Genomic DNA, 17787 nt, shown 5'->3' with positions numbered 1-17787 from the left:
CGGTACAGCGCCTGAAACTACTCAAAAAATTCTTCAGTCTGACCCGAAAACCTGCAAACCGTTGATCTGACGCGTAGTTCTGCTGCTTGAAGGGCGCAGTCTTTGCAAGACGAGCAGATCAACATGCGCCCCCCGCTGGTACGCCTGGCGGGGTTGATGGACTGGGGGCAGATTGAGCGGCACTTCGCCAACCACGTCACCTCGGCCGTGGCCGCCCGGCCTTGGCGCCGCGCCTGGTCGCCGGCTTGCTGTATCGATTTGCGCCGGTGGCGGCAATGCAGCGGTTGCCGCTATCGGCGATCAGCCGCCGAGTTCACGCTCTCTGGTATGAAGCAGACGCCTGCGCGCCTGTCCGCCTGACGGATTTAACGACCGGTGTCGTGCCTTCGTCAAAGACGCACCAGCTTGCCGGCCAAAACCGTTGGGCACCAAACCTGACTACACCGCCGATGCCAACAGCATGTCACCGACTCTGGTTATCCGCAGGCCCAACCTACCAGCCAATGGTTCTAGAGCCTCAAGCAAAGACTTCCGAAGGTCAGCCGGAAGTCCAATGAAAAGCCGCATTAGCGACTCAACTGCGGACAAAGTGCCGATTTTGGCGAGGAGCCGAAGAGCACTGTTGCAGAGGTTGTACGTAGCTGTTGCGGCGATTCGCTCGAGTTCGTCAATGGAAACGCCCATCCCACGCGCATGAAGCGCCTCTAGCGCATGACCGGCAGACGCCTCGTCGTTAAGCCTCTGGGAGGTAGGCGTCGCCATAGCTCTTTCGAAAGCTGAACGCAAAAGGGTGATCGCGCTAGGCACTCCAATCTGGACAGCTTCTACGACCAAGCTGAGATGCTTCCACGGCTCGTAATCGGTACGCAATACCCAAGATTCCAACAGTGGAAACGACGCCGTCAATCCAGGATGTCTTGCAAGAGGATCCATGGTGCTCGTTCCGCCGGGCTTATGAACGCGCCACTTCAGACCAGTCATGAGCGAGTGGCCGAGACGACTTCTCTCGTCAGGAGCCCACTCCCTAGCCGAAAGCATTGACACAGATTGCTGAACGCGCGAGCGATCGAGCACATGCCCAATCAGAACGATGGTCTCGCCAACAGTCTCATGCGACATTGAAGGCATTCTCGAAAGTAGCTCGTCGAAAGCCGCAACTCGGCCCATGGTCACCAGATGCTGCAGGGCAAGTATGCGCATCCAGTCCTGAATGTCGTTGCTAGCCAGAACCTCCAGTAGTCGGCTCTCTCGAGCGGATGCCGGCCATTGAGCACAAAGATCTGATAGCGCTCTGGAAGCGTTATCGCGATCCGCCGACGGGGCTTGAAGCAATCCCAAAACGGATGACATATCCACGGCGGTGCTGGACATAGCAAGCGCCGCCGAATGGTACGGAAAGTACCCTGGGCGGGAGAGCGCGCCGCTAATGAGCTCCTTGGCGCCATTGTCTAGCGGTGAATCGGCATGAAATCTTGCTGCCAACCGCACCTCGGGGGCCAGCGTCGCGTCGTTCGCTACAGCCAATGCCTCCTCCGTGCTCACGCTTCCTCTTCTGAGGTGGCCGAGCAAACAGCAGATCGCACCACTGTCCGCGTCCGCTCGCGGCTCACGCCTCGCACGATGCACATACATCCTAAAAGCTGTCGCGCCAAGGCGGTCCGCCTCAGCTTGAACGTCGACTAGGGTGAGGAAATTCTCGATATCTCCTGCGAGAAATCTCTCCAAGACTTCGGTCGAAAGCGAGGTGTCATTCGCTATTGAAAGGATCCTGCCCGAGCCGTGATAGACGAGACGCCGTTCGCCCAGCCTCGCTCGCACTAGGGGATGCAGCGGCTTAGAGAACGCATCGACAATGATGCCGTCCACAAGATAGTTGGTTCGCCAAGCAAGCGATCCCCACAGCCCAGCGAAGCGTTCCCCAATTCGCTGCCACTGCTCATCGGACGCAGCCATGCCGTTTGAGAGACATCGGCCGAGCAGCCTCAAGCCGGTGTGGAACGCGTCATCTTGCTTCGCAAGGATCTCGTCGACGACAGCGTGCGGTGCAGGATGCTGCTCGAGCGCAAACTGGATCGCCTGTGCCCAGGGGCGCCTTACGATCATGGACAGGCGTCGCCCCAACTGGTCTTCGTGATTTCGGAGCAATTCTGCCGAGGCCAGATATTCCTGAACGATCGGGAAAGGGAACGTCAATCTTGCCAATCCGTCTCTGCGGAGCACGCCGCGGCGGATAAGCGCATCTCGAACATCGTCCGTGCGCAGCGCCGGCGAGACTTCCCTGACGTGCCGTTCGAGCTGACGAACGCTAACGCCGATGGTGTCCGTCTCCAACGCCGCGAAGGCCGCACGCTCGGCGATGATTCGCAACGTCTCTGTGTCGAGAGAGTCACGCTGCGCAGCCTTGTACTCCGAGGGCCGAAACAACGTCCCCAGGTAGCTCTCAAGCAAGTCGCTACGCCGAAGGTTTTGTTTCTCAAGGCGCAAGACCAGCATCAACGCCAGAAAAATGGGGATGCGGACCATGTGCGCAAGGTCGGGCCGCTCGAAGATCCGCGACAGCAACTCAGCCGCGACGGCTGGCTCGCCGGGCCTGTAGAAGTCGACATACCTCGATAGATCAGAGTCGCGCAGTGCCGCCAGCTCAACCACCTTGCAGTCTCCGGGAGGGACCAGTGCACTGGCATCGCGGACCGTCATCAGCCACGGGATGGCTGAATGGCTTACCCGATACACATTGAGCCGTTCCAGTACGAGGGCTCGTCGGTCGCTTGAGACCTCATCCAACCCATCGAGGAAGAGCACCAGTGTTCCAGTGCTGGCTGCGGCACGCCAGTCGATGCGGACTCCAAAATCGCCATTGATGCGCTCAGCGAGGTACTCGGCTATCGGAAGTTCCGATTCGGCAAGACGTGGGATCGAAATGATTGCAGGCAGGAAACCTGCCTCTGCCGTCTTGCGCGCCAACGCATTGACCAAGGTGGACTTACCGAAACCTGGCCCGGCGACAACAACTAGCGCGTTGAGCTCAGTGCTGGGAAACTGTTGTAGATCGACTTCAGCCACGCCACCTAGATGGCGCCAACTCGAGAAGTCATCGTCAAAATCGGGCGCTTTGTCCGTCCGGTATTCAAGACATCTCGGCCACAAGAACTGCGCGCCTTGTTTCTGCTTGAAGTTCGTACCCGGAACCTCGATGGTTGCGAGCGAGGAGATGGCTTCACGATATTTAGCGCTTCCCCAGCTCGACGGGTCCGCAATCATGATCCCGGCATTAGAACGTAAGCGCTCGTAGAGGGTCGGCCCATCGAAACGGGCGCGCGCTGCCGCGCCTTCGAGCGCAATCTCCGAAAGTGTGCGAAAGACCCGTGCCGCAGGCACAGATGACGGTGGCATCCACAGAGGCACCTGGTCGCGCTCAACCTCATCGGCCACGCACACGGTCAGGTCAAGGCGACAGAAGATCTGCCAGAGGTCCTGGATCGTGCAGGCTAAGGCCTTTTGGATCGACTGCAGAACCTGAAGCTGACTCGCGTTCAGCCGGCCTTGCCATTCGGAGGCGTCAGACCCCGTGCAGCGTTCCGCTAGTGCGCGAAGATTTGTTGCCAGGCGCGACGGTTCCCCTAGGACTAGTTCGATACGATCGTCCAGCGTGAAATCGTCGGCGACTTGGCTTCGAATCGCAACCCACAGTTCCTTCCACTGCTTCCCTTTCGCCTCCAGCGAGAGCTTGACCTGAAAGAACCGACGCGATCCGTCCGCGAATTGGACGACGAAGTCGTCAACGCTCACTGGCGCTTCAAGCCTGACCTCAACCGGCTGGTCATGGCGCGCCCGCTCGCGCGGGTCGAGCATGCGCCCCAGATAGAGCGCCGCGACTTGATCCTGATACCTGATACCCGCCTGTGTGGCCGGTCCTCCCGCCTCTGCCATCTAGCTCCCCAGCCTGCCTGCACCATCCGTGCGTAGACGAGCCCGTACTGCCTCCACAGCGCCAGACAGGGCGCACGGCATTTGCGGGCGAATACCTAAGGCTAACAGGATGCGCCAGGTCCTCAAGCCTGAGCCCAGCTGGGCACGCGATCTTGGAATAGCAGCTATCGAAGCAGTTCCGGTAGCTCGTAGAGCAGTTTCAGAGCTTCAGCCCAGCCGCCTTCTGAAAACAGGCAGAGGATTTCCACGAGTCGAGCGCGTCGGCCTTCGTCTTCAAAGATAACCCTGTGATCGGCGACATAACGCTGAACGATGCGAACCACTGCCGTGTTGCCGAGCGACTCAAAGTGATAGCCTTCTTCGCGGCCGCGGCCCAGCAGCACTTGGTAAATCGATTCAAAAACGGTAGCCGGGTTGCCAGGAATCAGGTGCTCATAGAGTTCGATCAGGTGATGCAGCGTTCCCCGACAGGCTTGTGTCGACCCGTTGCAGCCGCTTGAGCTTCGTCGCTCAATGTCGGCTGTGCAGCGGTTGCTGTCATCCAAAATTCCCCCTCGAACGCGTAGTGCTGGACTAAAGCGGTCGTTCGACGTGCAGGTCCAGCGGTTCAGTGTCAACAAGAGTCGCGAGTGGATAAGCAAGCCGCTAGCGCCTCAGTTGGCTCCCATTCACCCCGCTTCCCACGGCTTCGAGCCGCCTCAGACGTAAGTGCTAGCGTGCCACGGGCATAGAAAGGTCTGTCGGCGTATTCCTCTCTGCCGGCATCGCTGAAACGGGGACTCGTTCCATGGAGCAAGCCAAAAGCGATAGAGACGTCTAATTCCGTGCCCTCCACGCCGAGGATTTTCGAAACCATTCGCAGAGGTTCCCGGAGGCAAGCCTCGGCGAATATACTCACGACTTTATTTGCGCCGAATGATTTGCGGCGCCTCCGCACTCATATCACAGCTAAATCCCGCTCTCATGCAGTAGCCGCGATCAGGATGGAATGGATCTCGCGAGAGATTGAAGCAGCGGAGGCAGGTCCGATCTGAGTGCCATATCGCGAACATGTATCCGGTCAATCTCGCGCAGTCTCAATCTTCCAGTGGCCATCGCTAAGAGCATTTCGGGTAGCGCGTCACCACTACCCACATGCCAACCTCCCAGCTCCGCGAGAACGATTTCAGTAACCTGCGAGCTGTAAATCTCGTCCACTTCGTACATAAGCTCACTCGGTTTGGCTGCACGCAAAACGCTAGCTTTCAGGATAGCGTCGTTGTAGTTTAGAAATGTGATGGGATCCACCAACACATGGCCATACACAGATTGCGCCAAACTCAAGACTTCCCCCGGCGACCCTGGTCTCGCTCCCAACTCTCTGTTGTTTGAGCGCGCTACGCAAAGCAAATTTGAGACAACCGTGAACACGGTAGCTTGCGAAACGTTGGCAGTGCCATCGCTCGTATCTAGATAGACGAAATCGCGTTGAATCGCCAGTGGCAAATCCTTCCCGCCCAAGAAAATATCGTCGCTTGCACTCGCGTTGACGGACAGGCAGTGCCGACGCTGGTCCAGCTCAGGGAAGCTTGTGTACCCAGCAATCGTGTCCAGCAACTGAAGTTCGACCTCCCATGGGTTTTCCAAGCTCACCGTGTCGGGCAATGCAAGTCTCTTGACTTCACGGTATGTGAATGTCTCCGGTCCCCGCTCGCCATATCCTAAAAATGTCTTCAAATCTCTGTACTGCTCGGGGCTATTGGCCAGGGTGAGGGCTGACAAATAAGCTACGTTCCCTTCGTTGACCACAGATCTTAGTGATGCGTTGATAGATCGAGCTTGTGTCTGGCTTGTAAGACATCCGAAGATCACAAGAGGGAACCTCTCACAACCCCATGATTGACGGATCCGAATAGGCACGATTGGACGCCAGCCGTTTTGAATGCGCGATGAGGCCTTACGGCGGTCTGCACCTCGTGCATTGAGGGGCCTTGCAGCCCCGATGGCTCAGGCTTTCGCCGTTTGCAGGCGCACCTGTGCCTTGGTGGTCGCCGGTTTGAAGAACGCATCCACGCCTCGCTCAAGGAACGAGGCCAGGCGCTTCATGTTGTAGCAGGCAGCCATCATCGTCATCGCCACCGTGGCCCGCGCCTGCCCGATCGTGCGTACGAACTTGCCGCCCAGGTGCCGGATGCCGGCAAACGCATGTTCGACCCGGGCACGCTTGCTGGCAATGCGCTGGTTGCGCCGCTTCTGGCACTCGCTCAGGGGCTGGCCCGGCTGGGCCCGGCGCTGCATCGCGTCCACGAAGCCCAGCACTTGCAGCATCTGCCGGCGCTGCCGGCTCGCGTAGGCCTTGTCCGTGTGCACGCTGCGCCCGGTGTTGTGCATGTCCAGCACCTCGTCGAAGTGGTGTCCGTCGTGCTCGCTGGCCGTGCCCGTGGCGATGCGGCGGATGAAGCCGTGCTTGAGGTCCACGCTCACGCTGAGCTTGTAGCCGAAGTAGCTCTTGCCGTGCTTCTTCGTGTGCGTGGCATCCACATCCCTTTGCCGGCGCTCGGCCTCGCTCCAATCGGGCGTTCTGCCTTCGGCCAGGGCCTCGCGCTCCGGCCTGTCCAGGCGCTGGCGCGGCGCGGGCACCAGCGTCGCATCGATGGCTTGTCCGCCCCGGGCCATGTAGCCATGGCGGTGCAGTTGCGCATCCACTCCTGGAACAGCACCGTGGCCCCATCCACGCCCAGCCGCTCGCCGAAGCGCCAGATCGTGTTGCGGTCCGGCACGTTCATCGCATCCTGCAGCAGGCAAAAGCGCTGGTAGCTCGCCCGATCCAGCAACTGGTACTCCATCTGCTCATCGGACAGGTTGTACAGCCGCTTCAAGACCAGGATGCGCACCATCACCTCGGTGGGATAGGCCGGCCGGCCACCCCGGCGGCCATCGCCACGCTCGATCAAGGCATCCACCAGCCCGGCCAGGGCTCCGAAGTCGATGTGCCGCGCGATCACCTGCAGCGGATCGCCCACCTCGTCCCTCTTGTGCTGGCGCGAGGCCTCGGCGAACAGGTCAAACTTCAGCGCGCTGCGGGGTGTGATCATGGCAAGGGGCGGGTCAGGCTTCTCGGGTCAGGAAGAGATCGGATGGGTTTTGAGAGGTTCCCAAGAACCCCGGCACCTCTGGCCAAAACGGGATATCCAGACACCTCGGTCCAATCAATCAGTTTCGTGTTGGGTAGAAGCGTAGACATCGTGGCGTCCGCGAAGAGAGCCATAACGTCTCCCTCGGAAATGTTCACCCGAACCACTAGAGCGAGTGGCTGAGGCGTGTAGCGCTGCACTAGCCGAATCAGTTCAGGTCTAACGGCGGTACTCGAAAGCAACAGCGTCTCATTGACAGTTACTGGCACCGTTTTGCCGGTCTCTGCTCGAAGCACAACCTCAAGTGCCTGGCTCTGGTGAAGGTCGGCTAGAGCGGTACGAGCTTCATGGGACTGCGTGCTCTTTAGAACTCTCAAGAGTCGATGTTGGCGCTGCTGCAACAAGAACTGATCGCCCTCAAGTTCTGCAAGCAGATGGTGAGATTTGCAGAGCCTGCAGTCATCAGCAGGAAAATTCGCAATGGGTTGATACCCAACGTTCTTGTCCGCCTTGATGGTCAGGTCGCAAAGAACTCCGTCAGGCCGTTTCGCACTGTCGCTAGACAGAAAATAGAGCGTTACGATACCTTCCCGGCGCCCTCCTTGCTCTGTGACTTCTATGGCCAGCGAACCTGAGGTTGAAGCGGAGACCAAGACGATGTCATTGGTAGACAACCGCCCAATTCGCTTTAACCCGCCGTATGAGCTGAAAGACCGGGCGGGAACATCATCTGTCCATATGCCGTGTACCCTCGCAGCGCGCGTGAGTGCAAATGCCAATGACAGCAGGGGGGCGGTATCGACAAATATGCGTTTAGCCGGGACGCGCCCCAACTGCTGGAGAGAGAAGAGTGCGAGCAGACCACATGCGGCCGAGCAAGTCAGCGCGTTTGCCGCCCGAAGAAAAGTGCTGGTGTGTTTGCGCGAGCTTTTGCGAAAGTGGACGCCCGCCGGCGCCACAACTAGGCCTTCATTGCGGTCGAAAAGGTCAAACAGCCAACCCTCCTGCAGTGCAGCGCTCAATGCCTTTGTATGGCTGAAAACGGCCTCTTTGGATTCTGGATCCCAGGTCACTTGGCTAGCCACCACGGCAAGACCACCGGAGTCAGTCACTTCACTCAGTTCAACGAGATAGATGTTCCCGCTCTTGCCCGAGAGATAGGAGGCCGCGCGCCGAACCGAAGTTCCTGACTTCAATGCGGAGCGGCATTTGTCGCGGCTTAGAAATGGGGCAGCGATAAATATATTGGCTGTATTCGCGCGTCGTTCGAAAACCTCCTTGATATCCCCGCTGACCATAAAATCGCTGAAAGATTCATCGTCGTATACAAGAAGGCACGCCTCTCCTTCGAATTGCTGCTCTCTATAGCGCGTGCGCAGCCACAAGGCACGCGTTTCGTTGCCAAATTTCATACCAGAGGCACCACTACGCGTACGACAGAGCCACGAACCAATTCGTGGGGAGTCGGCTTTTTCCAGAACCTGCTGGACATGTCAAGCAGACTGGCCTTGGGCATGCCTGGCCGTGTCTTTGATTCGTCGGATTCCAACTGAAGACGTGCTTCGCCTTCGAGGAAGCTGCGATATCCATGGATACGACCTGTACGCACCTCGAACAGGCCACGCATCATCTTTAGCGCACGGAGCACTTCGTACAGCCCCATTCCGCGATGCCCAGGCCTTGGGTCGGGGATGACGTTGTCTGAATGGCGCTCCAAGCACTTGAGCAAGATCGCATGTTCGATGTCTAGGGGCACATCTGACCCGAGCTCATACTGCCGAATGGTGTCTGCCTGAGTTTCTCCTACTTTCACAGGTACCCCCCGGGCTTGACCTCGCAGCAGCTGGCGGCGATAGGAGTTGTAGTACCCAATGCCGCTATCGATGATCGTGAACTCTAAACAAGGCACCGGAGGATATTTGTTTTCCTTTTTCGCAGGAAACAGCTGCTCCTGCTCGATACGTTTGACGAGCAAGCAGCGCACAGCATTTGGCTTCAGGGTGCCACCGTTGAAATCAGTCCGCGCGTGATCGTCAGTGTTCTCGATCAATTCGCGCAAGATAATGGCAATCGGGAGTCGGAACTTCGGGAGCATTTCAGCGCGGAAGCCTGCTCCACGCTGCGCAAAAAGAAGATCGTCGACAAGAGATTCAAACTCCTCCTCACGACGAAGACGCCGTGACGAGGGCTCATACAGGTCGAAAGGAAGGCTTGGGCGGTGGTAATCCAGGCTCACAAGCATTTGGCATTCAGAGAACATGTCTGCGCCGAGGCGGTGAGAAACCAAACTCTGACGAGCACGCTCAAACGCATCCTTGCCAATGGTTTCGCCCCCCTCACAAACGTGAGTCGCGTTGTTTAGGCACAGGCTTACGCTCGCTAAGGGATGGACTGCTGGTGAAGCAAGCACCCGACGTGCAGCGGCCTGACCCCAAGAAAATCGGATGGAAGAAATCTGCTGCGCCAACGTGAAAAGACGCTGAATGGCAATGCCTTCCACTCCAGGGCGTTCCAGTCGTTCATCTGTCAAGTAGGTGTCGGGGATTTCGACAACGACTTCTGGCTGCCCAAGCGGCAACGCCCGATTCGTAGCCAAGTCCAGTAGCGACAGCATAGGGGCTGAAGAAATTTCCGCCATGGTTGGATCGTACGTCATAGAAGCAGAGAATCACGGCCCTTGCGATTCACCGCGAGCCCCGCCTGAGATTAGAACTTACCCCAGCACTATTGGGTGAGGCTGGAAGTGGGAGTAGATCGTTAGAAACCGGCCAACGATGAGCCTGCCCGACAACTACAGATGCTCGGCGACAGGACTTAGGGTGTGCCAACTCTGCGTGTTGGCGGGTTGAGCATGCTAACAACGTTCGCTGTGGGCTCAGCCTGGGGATGCTCAATGAGAGCCTGAAGAAGCCGTGGCTGCACCCGCATCTCTCTAGCAACAGCAGACTGAGGAACGCCAAAATGTTCCCTCATGACCTTCAATCCCTCTGCAAGCACCTCCGGCTCTTCGTTCGGAATCAGATGGTCTTCCGACTCCTTCAGTGCCTCACCATGCCGGTTGAGTCCCACATACCCTGCCCGAGCTTGGTCTTCTGAAAAGAGTCCAAGCTGACGCCCTCTAAAAAGAATGGCGGCCTTTGAGACGCCCCACCGGAGCTTGAGCTCAGAAAGGCCCTGCCAATTGAGACGACTGCCTCGCATAGCTATTCGACTTTCGGTCGCGAAGGTGGTCCTTGGCAACAACAGGGCGCTCGCAAAACGGTTGGCCTGCGCTTCCGTTAGCCGGTCTCCCGTCAGGACACCAATGTGGAGAGAGAAGTGTCCAAGCTCATGGGCAATGCCGAAACGCTCACGGCACGCCGAGCGTCCGTCTCCATTTAATGCGATCACTGGCCGCTTCGTGGCAAAGGACACCGCGTCAATCTCCTGCGCAAGGCCACGCACCCGAACAACGACGGCGCCAGCATTCTCAGCAATCCGCGTGACGCTACTCAATGGCCCAAGACCCAAGCCAAACATCGATCGAAACCTCTCGGCCGCGCACTCAATGCTCTCGGAAGACTCCGGGTCGGCTTCACCTACTTGATACTGCGGCAGCTCAACGTGTTCATCCAAAACACCGACCAACCGCTTCAACATCTCTCCGCGCGCTCGAACCACTTGGCGCAGCGCGACCTTTGTCGTCAGCTGGCGCCTAAAGTGGCACTGCTCATCGACGATGGGATTCGGATCGATTCGGTAGAAGAACTCAGGCAGTACATCCAACGTTTCCGCTAACAATGTTTCCAGTTGGGCAGACGCGACTTCCGAGCCTGTCTCGATGCGGCTCAGGAACTGCTTAGAAACACCGACCCGCTCTCCCAGGTCTGTGAGAGACAGATCGTGAAAGAGGCGGATGAGTCGGAGATTGGTACCAATAAATTCGCTCATTGCACAGCTTCGGCGGCGCCATCGCCTTCATCGCTGTCGCGACGCTTCGGCCCAACCTGAGGTTTAGCCACGGGTACAGACGGAGCCAACGGCTGCGCCCCTTCCACGCGCAACACACGAACGGTGTCCGAGACCCAGCGACAAGCCACCTCATTGCTAGCAGTAAAGCCCAGGAACTCCACACGAGGCTCGGCAGCGCCGTTGTAGCCCCGATCAATGATGAAACAAAAGCGGACTGGCGCGCCAGGGACTGCAAACTCCATGAAGTCGAGCTGATACCGGTTAGGGGTTAGCACGGCATCCTTGGAGGGATTGGACGGGTCGTCGTTGCTGAACCGGCAGGGAACGTCACCGATGGTAAAAACAAGGTCATTGCCCCCATTGCAAAGACCAAGCCAAGGATATTTACCAGAAGCGGCCTCGGACATGAGACGACTGCGCTGGCGACCAAACGTGGTGCACCCCCGTGTGTAGCCACTGTCCGTCGGACGACTCAAATCATCTTCGGTAGCGTAGAGTTCCTCCAGCAACCAGCTCGACACTGCTTGAAGGCGATCAACGGTGAGCTGAGGCTTAAACGAGGATGGTGGCCGGGACTTCATTTGTGCAATTCCATAAATTCGTCAACTCGAGTTTGGTGCAATTTCCAAATTTCGTCAACTACCATTTAAGTGCCTCGACATCGCGGCCGCATGACAGATGTCACAAGCTCCCTCTTGATAACGATGTCCACGAGTGACAAGGACAGCTGCGTCAGGTTTCGGGAGACACCCCATGTCCGCTACCTGATCGATGGAGTCGTTCGTCCACAGACCTGTGAACGTCGGCTGTCAGCCTAAAGCCGCCCTCAACGGCAAGCACGATTCGCTCCATACGGTTTCCGTCGGTGCGTTGATAGCGAGCAAATGGTTCAGTTGATCAACCCTGTCGGTACACGCAGGTGGCCAGCAGGAGGCGGCGGCCTCGATGCACCCCACCGTCGGACGTCGTGGCCGTGAATGCGTCCACCTGTTCTGCAACAGCTTCGACACGGTCTTCGCGCCAGGTCAGCGCTGGATAGGCTGCGGGCTGGCGGCGCGCATTCGCCGCGATCTCGCCCGGGGGCACGCCATCCTGGCCGAGAAAACCATGCGAATGGCTGGCGAAGCGGTTGCCCCGCTCGCCGGCATCGATCACCAGTACGGACTTGCGTGTCCGCACCAGTTTGCCAGCCGGCGGGGCGGATCATCACCCGATCCGAGTCTGGGACGTCTACGGCCAGGATGTTCACCAGGGCTTCCAGCGGTGCCGGGGGGCTTGTGGCAGGGTGCCGAGCGGGTGCGCTGGCGGCAACGCTATGGGGGTGCCGGTTTTAGGGAAGCGCCGGCGCACTTCGCGTTCCAGTTCGTGGGCCATGCCGCGTGCGTCTTTCTCACCGCGCAGTGCCCGCAGTCGCCATTCACGGGCCAGGGCCATCAGTTCATCGTCTTGTAGAGCTCGTATGTCCATGTACGGCCATTGTGCCGATGGCTGGACGGGTAGAAGCCGACGGGGACTTCATCGCCGTCATGTGGGCATCCTCGGCTACCAGGGAGGTGGCCGGTCGCGCTGTCGCGCCTCGCTGCGCGAGTCTCGCCCCTGCCGGGCTCCATCGTCCCCTCCCTCCGCTCGGCTGACGCGTGCGGCCCGGCTTCCAGCATCGGGCTTGAGCGCTTTGCTTGCCGTGCGATTGGTGTGTTGGGAGGGCCGTTGCCTTGTCCAGCCATCTTCCCTGACTCCATCTCCTTCACCGCGACTGTAGCCCGCGCCCACACGCCGTCAAGGCGCGCAGGGCCGTGTCCCAGGCTTGACGCCTGCGGGCGGGACCAACCTGGCGCTGGTTGCGCATGAGCGCAGCTCGGTTGTACCTGCCCGGCGACAATACGGGTTCAACATCGACCAGCAACTGAAGCTGATCACCCACATTGCGATTTACCGGAATGGACATCCCCCGAATATTCAGCATCACCGAGAGCGCACACCGCATCCACAACCCGATCACACCGGACAAGCTCGCCACGCTCGGGGCCGCGCTGCGCCTGGCCCCGGGGGGCCGGATACTTGATCTCGGCAGTGGTTCGGGCGAGATGCTGTGTACCTGGGCGCGCGACCACGGCGTCACTGGCACCGGCATCGACATGAGTCCGTTGTTCACCGAACAGGCGCAACACCGCGCAAAAGAACTCGGCGTCGCCGATCGGGTCGAGTTCATCCACGGCGATGCCGCCGGCCATGTGGCCGGCCAGAAGGTGGATGTGGCTGCCTGCGTCGGCGCCACGTGGATCGGCGGCGGCGTCGCCGGCACCATCGAGTTGCTGGCCCGCAGCCTGCGACCTGGGGGAATCATCCTCGTCGGCGAGCCCTATTGGCGGCAGTTGCCACCCACGGACGACATTGCCAAGGGCTGTCTTGCCACGGCGACCGCGGATTTTCTTGTGCTGCCCGAACTGCTCGCGTCGTTCGCCCGCCTGGGCTACGACGTGGTGGAGATGGTGCTGGCCGATCAGGACGGCTGGGACAGGTACGAGGCGGCCAAATGGCTGACCATGCGCCGCTGGCTGGCGGCGAACCCGGACGACGGCTTCGCGCAGGAGGTTCGCACCCAGCTGGCATCGGAGCCCGTGCGCTATGCCACCTACACGCGCGAATACCTGGGCTGGGGGGTGTTCGCGCTGATGGCTCGCTGATGTGGTGCCCGGCGCGCCCATTCAATCGAACACGATTTGGCAGCAGCTTCAGGAGGCTTGGACATGGCGGTGCCACAAAGCAAGGCGGAACTGCTGGACGCGGTACGCTCCAGCTACCAGAGGCTATTGGCCGATCTGGCCAGTGTGCCCCCGGGGCGTGCCCATGAGGCCACGCTGGAAGGCCACGCCCAGGGCACGCAGATGAGTGTCTCTGACCTGGTCGCCTATCTGATCGGCTGGAACCTGCTCGTGCTCAAGTGGTGCGATGCGAGGGCCAAGGGGCAGCCGGTCGATTTCCCCGAGACGGGTTTCAAGTGGAACGAGTTGGGGCGCCTGGCGCAGAAGTTCTACGCGGACCATGCGGATCAGGACTATCCAGCCCTGCTGCGGCAATTCGCGCAGGTGCATGCCCGTATCGTGGCGCTGGTGGAGGCCAGCGACGATGCCGCACTGTACGGCGTACCTTGGTACGGGAAGTACACACAGGGGCGGATGATCCAGTTCAACACTTCCTCTCCGTACACCAATGCACGTGGCCGGCTGCGCAAGTGGAAGAAGGCCCACGGTATTGCCTGAGAGGAATAGCGGCGCACAACGGGCTATGCGCCCCAGCCCACGTGGTGGGGCGCAGTGCTGCTTTTGCGGAGCGCATAGCTGTCGGGGCGGCTCCCCGGCCAAGTGCCGTGTCAAACTGTCCACCAATCTCTACTTCTGACTGGTTCAGGAATTCGAGGGGACTTCAAGCCCGGCATGGCATGCCCGATGGCATCCAGAATGCAGGAGAAAACAAAAAACCCCAAGCGAATCAATCACTTGGGGTTCTTGTCTGGCGGAGGCGGTGAGATTCGAACTCACGAACGGTTGCCCGTTGCCGGTTTTCAAGACCGGTGCAATCGACCACTCTGCCACACCTCCTGCAACTGTTTCCAAGGCCGTTGGTTCAGCCATTGAACAACCCGGCATTTTACGATGCGTGTGAGCACTACATGCCAAGGGAACGCAGAAGCTCTTCCGTCTCACTGTTGCCCGTGGCGCTTGGTGCGCTGGGAGGCGTTTCATGGTTCTGTGCCATCAGCGCATCAGGGTCCGGACGTTCTTGGGGCTCGAAATCGTAGAGCTTCACGAACTCCGTGCGGTCTATGGCCAGTTCCAAGTAGAAAATATTGTTGTTGCTGGTGTAGAACGTGACGCGGCGTGCTTCCGGCTTGTCCAGGTTGGCATCCACGCTGAGCATGACCTGCCGGTTCAGGACCAGCATCTTGGGCTGGTTCTGCGTAATGTGTGTCTGGAGTTCGCGGCGCACCTTGCTGGTGAAGTCGCCCGCGACCTGGTTCATCAGTTCGCCCATCACGTTGGCAACCTCATCCGAGGTATAGGACGTGGCCAAGTCCTCACGTGACATGCCCATGTTAAGCAGGTAGCGTTCGTACAGTTCCATCGCCGCGTGTGCGGTGAAGTTGATGATCACCAACCCGGAAAAGCCGCCGTCAAAGAGTACGAAACAGCCGATATCCGGCCGCAGGCAGGTCTTGGTGATGCGCTGAACCATGGCGGAGTAGTGGATTTGGCTGTGCGTGGCTACCCCCAGCACGTGGGTGACCGAATTGCACAGGCTGATCAAGAGGTCTTCGGTGCCGTAGGCCACCTGCGGTTGATACTCGCTCATGGGTTTGCTGTGGTGATGGGAAAGGGCAGGAGCACGAGTGTGCGCTTGGCTTGTCGGGGGTTGTAACAGATTTTTGGGACAGCCTGACCAAACGCACGGCCGTCAGCCTGCGGTGTCGGTGGGGTCTTCGGGGTGCGCCACCTCGGCGCGCGGTAGCACCAGCCTGAATTCCGCCCCCTGTCCTTCTTGGCTTTCCACCTCGACGCTGCCTCCGTGGCGCAGCAGTACCGTATGCACGAAGGCAAGGCCCAGGCCTGCTCCGGCGACTGAAGGGTGGCTGTGGCTGTGCATGCGTTCAAACGGAAGGAACAGCCGTTGCTGGTCATTGGCACTGATCCCAGGGCCTTGGTCCCGCACGGCGAGGACCCAGTTTTGCGTACGCAGGGAGAGCGTGCAGTGCAGTTCGCTGCCTTTGGGGCTGAATTTGATGGCGTTGCCCAGAATGTTCGTGATGGCACGGCTCAGCAATGCCCGATCCCCCATGCAGTAAGCCGGGTCTTCCTTCAGCACGATATCAATGGAGAGCTGGTGTTCGCGCAGGGCAGCCCAGGCATCGTCCACCGCTTCCTCAAGCAGCACAGCGAGGTCTACCGGCGCGAACTGGTATGCATGGTACTTGGCGCTGGCCAAATGCACGAAGTTCTCGGCCAGGGCCAGGGAGGCCTGGGCGTAGCGCTCTATGCGTGCCATCAGTTCGGATGCCGGCATCTGGCCAGGATATTCGCGCTGCATTTCCAGCAATGTCAGGATGGACCCGATGGGAGCCCGGATGTCGTGCGAGATGAAGTGCATGGCTTGGTCGCGCTGCTTTTGCGCCTGGCGCATGTCCGTCAAATCGACCAGGGTGATGAGCCACCCTTGCGCAGGGGAGGCAGAGAATGGTTTGGCCAGCAGCAGCATGCTGCGGCCCTCGGCGTCGCGCCCTTCGGATTGCGGGGGAAGCGTGCCTGCCTGGATTTGCGGCCCTTGCAGCAGAGGCTGTCCGCTATCGTCCGCGACCAATGTTCGCAGCAGTGTTGGCAGAAAGGCACGGTGGATGTCCTGGATTTTGATCCCGAGATGATGGGCCGCGGCGGCGTTGGCGAGCAGTACATAGCCCTGGGCATCGCACACAAAGGTGGGTGACGGCAATTGCTGCAGGCTGGTGCTCACGAAATGGTGCAGGTTGCGCAGATGTTCGGAGGCATGCTCCACGGCTCTGATCCGGCGCTCCAGGAAGTCGCCGCGATGCGGGCCGTCGCCAGCAGGGGAAATGGGCAGGCCTTCGCGCCGCAGGGTTTGCATTTCCAGCTCAAGGAAGCGGGTCGCTGCACTCAAGCGGCGCCAACTCCACAGAGGGTATGCCATGGCGATACCGGCAAGCCCTGCCGCTGGGGACAGCATGACCTCCCATATCCCGGGGGCGAGCCCGGCGAATGCCAGCATGGCAATGGCAAGGGCGATACAGCCCATGAGCGCGGCGGAAGGCCCTAGCGCCGCGAGAGCCCAAAGGGCCAGCCCGACGGGAAGCAGATTGAAGGCGCTGTTGGCCAGGCCCGAGGCCGGCTGGATGCGCACGTGGGTCAGCTCGTTGTTCAGTATGTGGGCCACGAGTTCCACATTGGGCATGTGGCGAACCTGAAGGCCGACGGGCGCTGGCAGCAGGTCGCCCAGCCCAGGTGCCGTTGCCCCTACGAGTACGTATTTGTCCCGAAAGGCGGCAGCAGGCACTTGGCCACGCAGTACGTCGATGTAGGAGTAACTGGTGAACGGGGCTGAGCCATTGGCGAAGGCGATGATTTGCGGGTCCTTGCGTACCCAGGCGCCGCGACGGGGCACGGCGGTATCTTGCTGGCACGCTGGCTGGGCGGCACCGGCAACGCAGGCCATTGCCAGGCTCAGGTGCGGCCACGGAGCAGACGCAGGGCCTTCTTGCCGGTAAATGCTGCGCATGACGCCGTCGCTGTCCATGTGTACATGCACGTGGCCGAGTTCCGCCGCCGCTTGTACGAATGGCGCGAAGGGGCGTTCGGTACCCGGGCGTCCACCGGGAGTGGCTTCACGCCGGATGACTGGGAGAACGACACGCCCGCTGCTGTGCATGGCCTGGGCCAGCAGCAGGTCGTCTCCGGGGTAGTCGAGGTCTTCCTCGCCAAACAGGATGTCCATGCCGATAGCGCGTGGCGCTTGTGCCGAAATCCGATGGATCAGTTCTGCATGCAGCGCGCGGCGCCATGGCCAGCGTCCAATCGCCTGGATGCTGCGGGCGTCGATGGACACGATGACGATGTCAGGGCTGGCGCGGCGTGGATAGAGCCAGGAAACCGTGTCCTGGACCAAATGGTTGACACGCGGCATGTGCTCCGGGCCGCTGAACCACAATACGAAACCCAGCAGCACCGCCGCGAGTGCACCCCATTCGAGACGGCGTACAGGGCGGCTGGCGGGTTGCGCCTGCATGGTG

11 protein-coding genes, 1 tRNA gene and 3 pseudogenes are annotated in these 17787 nt (G+C 59.9%); 3 read left to right on the top strand and 12 right to left on the bottom strand.

Annotation, left to right across the window (positions count from 1 at the left end; translation table 11 throughout):
• Nucleotides 1-102: 102 nt before the first annotated feature.
• A pseudogene (locus YS110_08690) lies at nucleotides 103-254 on the top strand (IS5/IS1182 family transposase).
• A 184-nt stretch (nucleotides 255-438) separates the two neighbouring features.
• Here the strand turns inward: YS110_08690 and YS110_08685 are convergent.
• The 9 genes and pseudogenes from YS110_08685 to YS110_08645 all read right to left on the bottom strand — a co-directional run bounded on the left by YS110_08685 (nucleotide 439) and on the right by YS110_08645 (nucleotide 12176).
• On the bottom strand, nucleotides 439-3852 hold the full coding sequence (locus YS110_08685; GenBank protein ID UJB64813.1) for a hypothetical protein: 3414 nt from the start codon (nucleotides 3850-3852) through the stop codon (nucleotides 439-441).
• A gap of 242 nt (nucleotides 3853-4094) precedes the next feature.
• Nucleotides 4095-4547, bottom strand: coding sequence for a hypothetical protein (locus YS110_08680; GenBank protein ID UJB64812.1), 453 nt, complete (start codon nucleotides 4545-4547; stop codon nucleotides 4095-4097).
• Between the two features lie 361 nt (nucleotides 4548-4908).
• Nucleotides 4909-5574, bottom strand: coding sequence for a hypothetical protein (locus YS110_08675; protein ID UJB64811.1), 666 nt, complete (start codon nucleotides 5572-5574; stop codon nucleotides 4909-4911).
• 342 nt (nucleotides 5575-5916) lie between these two features.
• Nucleotides 5917-7001, bottom strand: a pseudogene (locus YS110_08670) (IS5 family transposase).
• Nucleotides 7001-8455: a hypothetical protein gene (locus YS110_08665; GenBank protein UJB64810.1), complete on the bottom strand. Its 1455-nt coding sequence runs from the start codon at nucleotides 8453-8455 to the stop codon at nucleotides 7001-7003. The pseudogene YS110_08670 and the gene YS110_08665 overlap by 1 nt, the downstream one beginning before the upstream one ends.
• Complete coding sequence (locus tag YS110_08660; GenBank protein ID UJB64809.1) at nucleotides 8452-9681, bottom strand: hypothetical protein; 1230 nt, start codon at nucleotides 9679-9681, stop codon at nucleotides 8452-8454. Before YS110_08660 ends, YS110_08665 begins: the two co-directional genes overlap by 4 nt.
• Before the next feature lie 176 nt (nucleotides 9682-9857).
• Nucleotides 9858-10973, bottom strand: a complete 1116-nt coding sequence (locus YS110_08655; GenBank protein UJB64808.1) for an ImmA/IrrE family metallo-endopeptidase — start codon at nucleotides 10971-10973, stop codon at nucleotides 9858-9860.
• Entirely contained in the window at nucleotides 10970-11575 is a 606-nt protein-coding gene (locus YS110_08650; protein UJB64807.1) for a hypothetical protein, read from the bottom strand. The genes YS110_08655 and YS110_08650 overlap by 4 nt, the downstream gene beginning before the upstream one ends.
• A 331-nt stretch (nucleotides 11576-11906) precedes the next feature.
• Nucleotides 11907-12176 (bottom strand): annotated as a pseudogene (locus YS110_08645) (NAD(P)/FAD-dependent oxidoreductase).
• A 755-nt stretch (nucleotides 12177-12931) separates the two neighbouring features.
• On the opposite strand from YS110_08645, the gene YS110_08640 reads away from it, so the two are divergent.
• Nucleotides 12932-13678, top strand: coding sequence for a class I SAM-dependent methyltransferase (locus YS110_08640; GenBank protein ID UJB64806.1), 747 nt, complete (start codon nucleotides 12932-12934; stop codon nucleotides 13676-13678).
• 63 nt (nucleotides 13679-13741) lie between these two features.
• Nucleotides 13742-14254 carry a ClbS/DfsB family four-helix bundle protein gene (locus tag YS110_08635; protein UJB64805.1) on the top strand — a complete coding sequence of 171 codons (513 nt, stop codon included), beginning with the start codon at nucleotides 13742-13744 and terminating at the stop codon, nucleotides 14252-14254.
• A gap of 251 nt (nucleotides 14255-14505) precedes the next feature.
• Here the strand turns inward: YS110_08635 and YS110_08630 are convergent.
• From YS110_08630 to YS110_08620, 3 genes are all read right to left on the bottom strand, one after another.
• Nucleotides 14506-14593 (bottom strand) — tRNA-Ser (locus YS110_08630).
• Between the two features lie 67 nt (nucleotides 14594-14660).
• Complete coding sequence (locus tag YS110_08625; GenBank protein UJB64804.1) at nucleotides 14661-15344, bottom strand: DUF3334 family protein; 684 nt, start codon at nucleotides 15342-15344, stop codon at nucleotides 14661-14663.
• Between the two features lie 102 nt (nucleotides 15345-15446).
• Entirely contained in the window at nucleotides 15447-17783 is a 2337-nt protein-coding gene (locus YS110_08620) for a CHASE2 domain-containing protein (GenBank protein UJB64803.1), read from the bottom strand.
• Nucleotides 17784-17787 lie beyond the last annotated feature (4 nt).

It is taken from the genome of Acidovorax sp. YS12 (genome assembly GCA_021496925.1).
Classification (GTDB): domain Bacteria; phylum Pseudomonadota; class Gammaproteobacteria; order Burkholderiales; family Burkholderiaceae_C; genus Paenacidovorax.
The sequence above is the reverse complement of the archived record's forward strand: the minus strand, read 5'-3'. Positions and strand labels throughout refer to the sequence as shown.

Bases quoted from the DNA above. Each gene is read 5' to 3' on its own strand.
- YS110_08685 (UJB64813.1), bottom strand. From the start codon at position 3,852: ATGCTCGACCCGCGCGAGCGGGCGCGCCATGACCAGCCGGTTGAGGTC.
- YS110_08665 (UJB64810.1), bottom strand. From the start codon at position 8,455: ATGAAATTTGGCAACGAAACGCGTGCCTTGTGGCTGCGCACGCGCTAT.
- YS110_08660 (UJB64809.1), bottom strand. From the start codon at position 9,681: ATGGCGGAAATTTCTTCAGCCCCTATGCTGTCGCTACTGGACTTGGCT.
- YS110_08655 (UJB64808.1), bottom strand. From the start codon at position 10,973: ATGAGCGAATTTATTGGTACCAATCTCCGACTCATCCGCCTCTTTCAC.
- YS110_08650 (UJB64807.1), bottom strand. From the start codon at position 11,575: ATGAAGTCCCGGCCACCATCCTCGTTTAAGCCTCAGCTCACCGTTGAT.
- YS110_08640 (UJB64806.1), top strand. From the start codon at position 12,932: ATGGACATCCCCCGAATATTCAGCATCACCGAGAGCGCACACCGCATC.
- YS110_08635 (UJB64805.1), top strand. From the start codon at position 13,742: ATGGCGGTGCCACAAAGCAAGGCGGAACTGCTGGACGCGGTACGCTCC.
- YS110_08625 (UJB64804.1), bottom strand. From the start codon at position 15,344: ATGAGCGAGTATCAACCGCAGGTGGCCTACGGCACCGAAGACCTCTTG.
- YS110_08620 (UJB64803.1), bottom strand. From the start codon at position 17,783: ATGCAGGCGCAACCCGCCAGCCGCCCTGTACGCCGTCTCGAATGGGGT.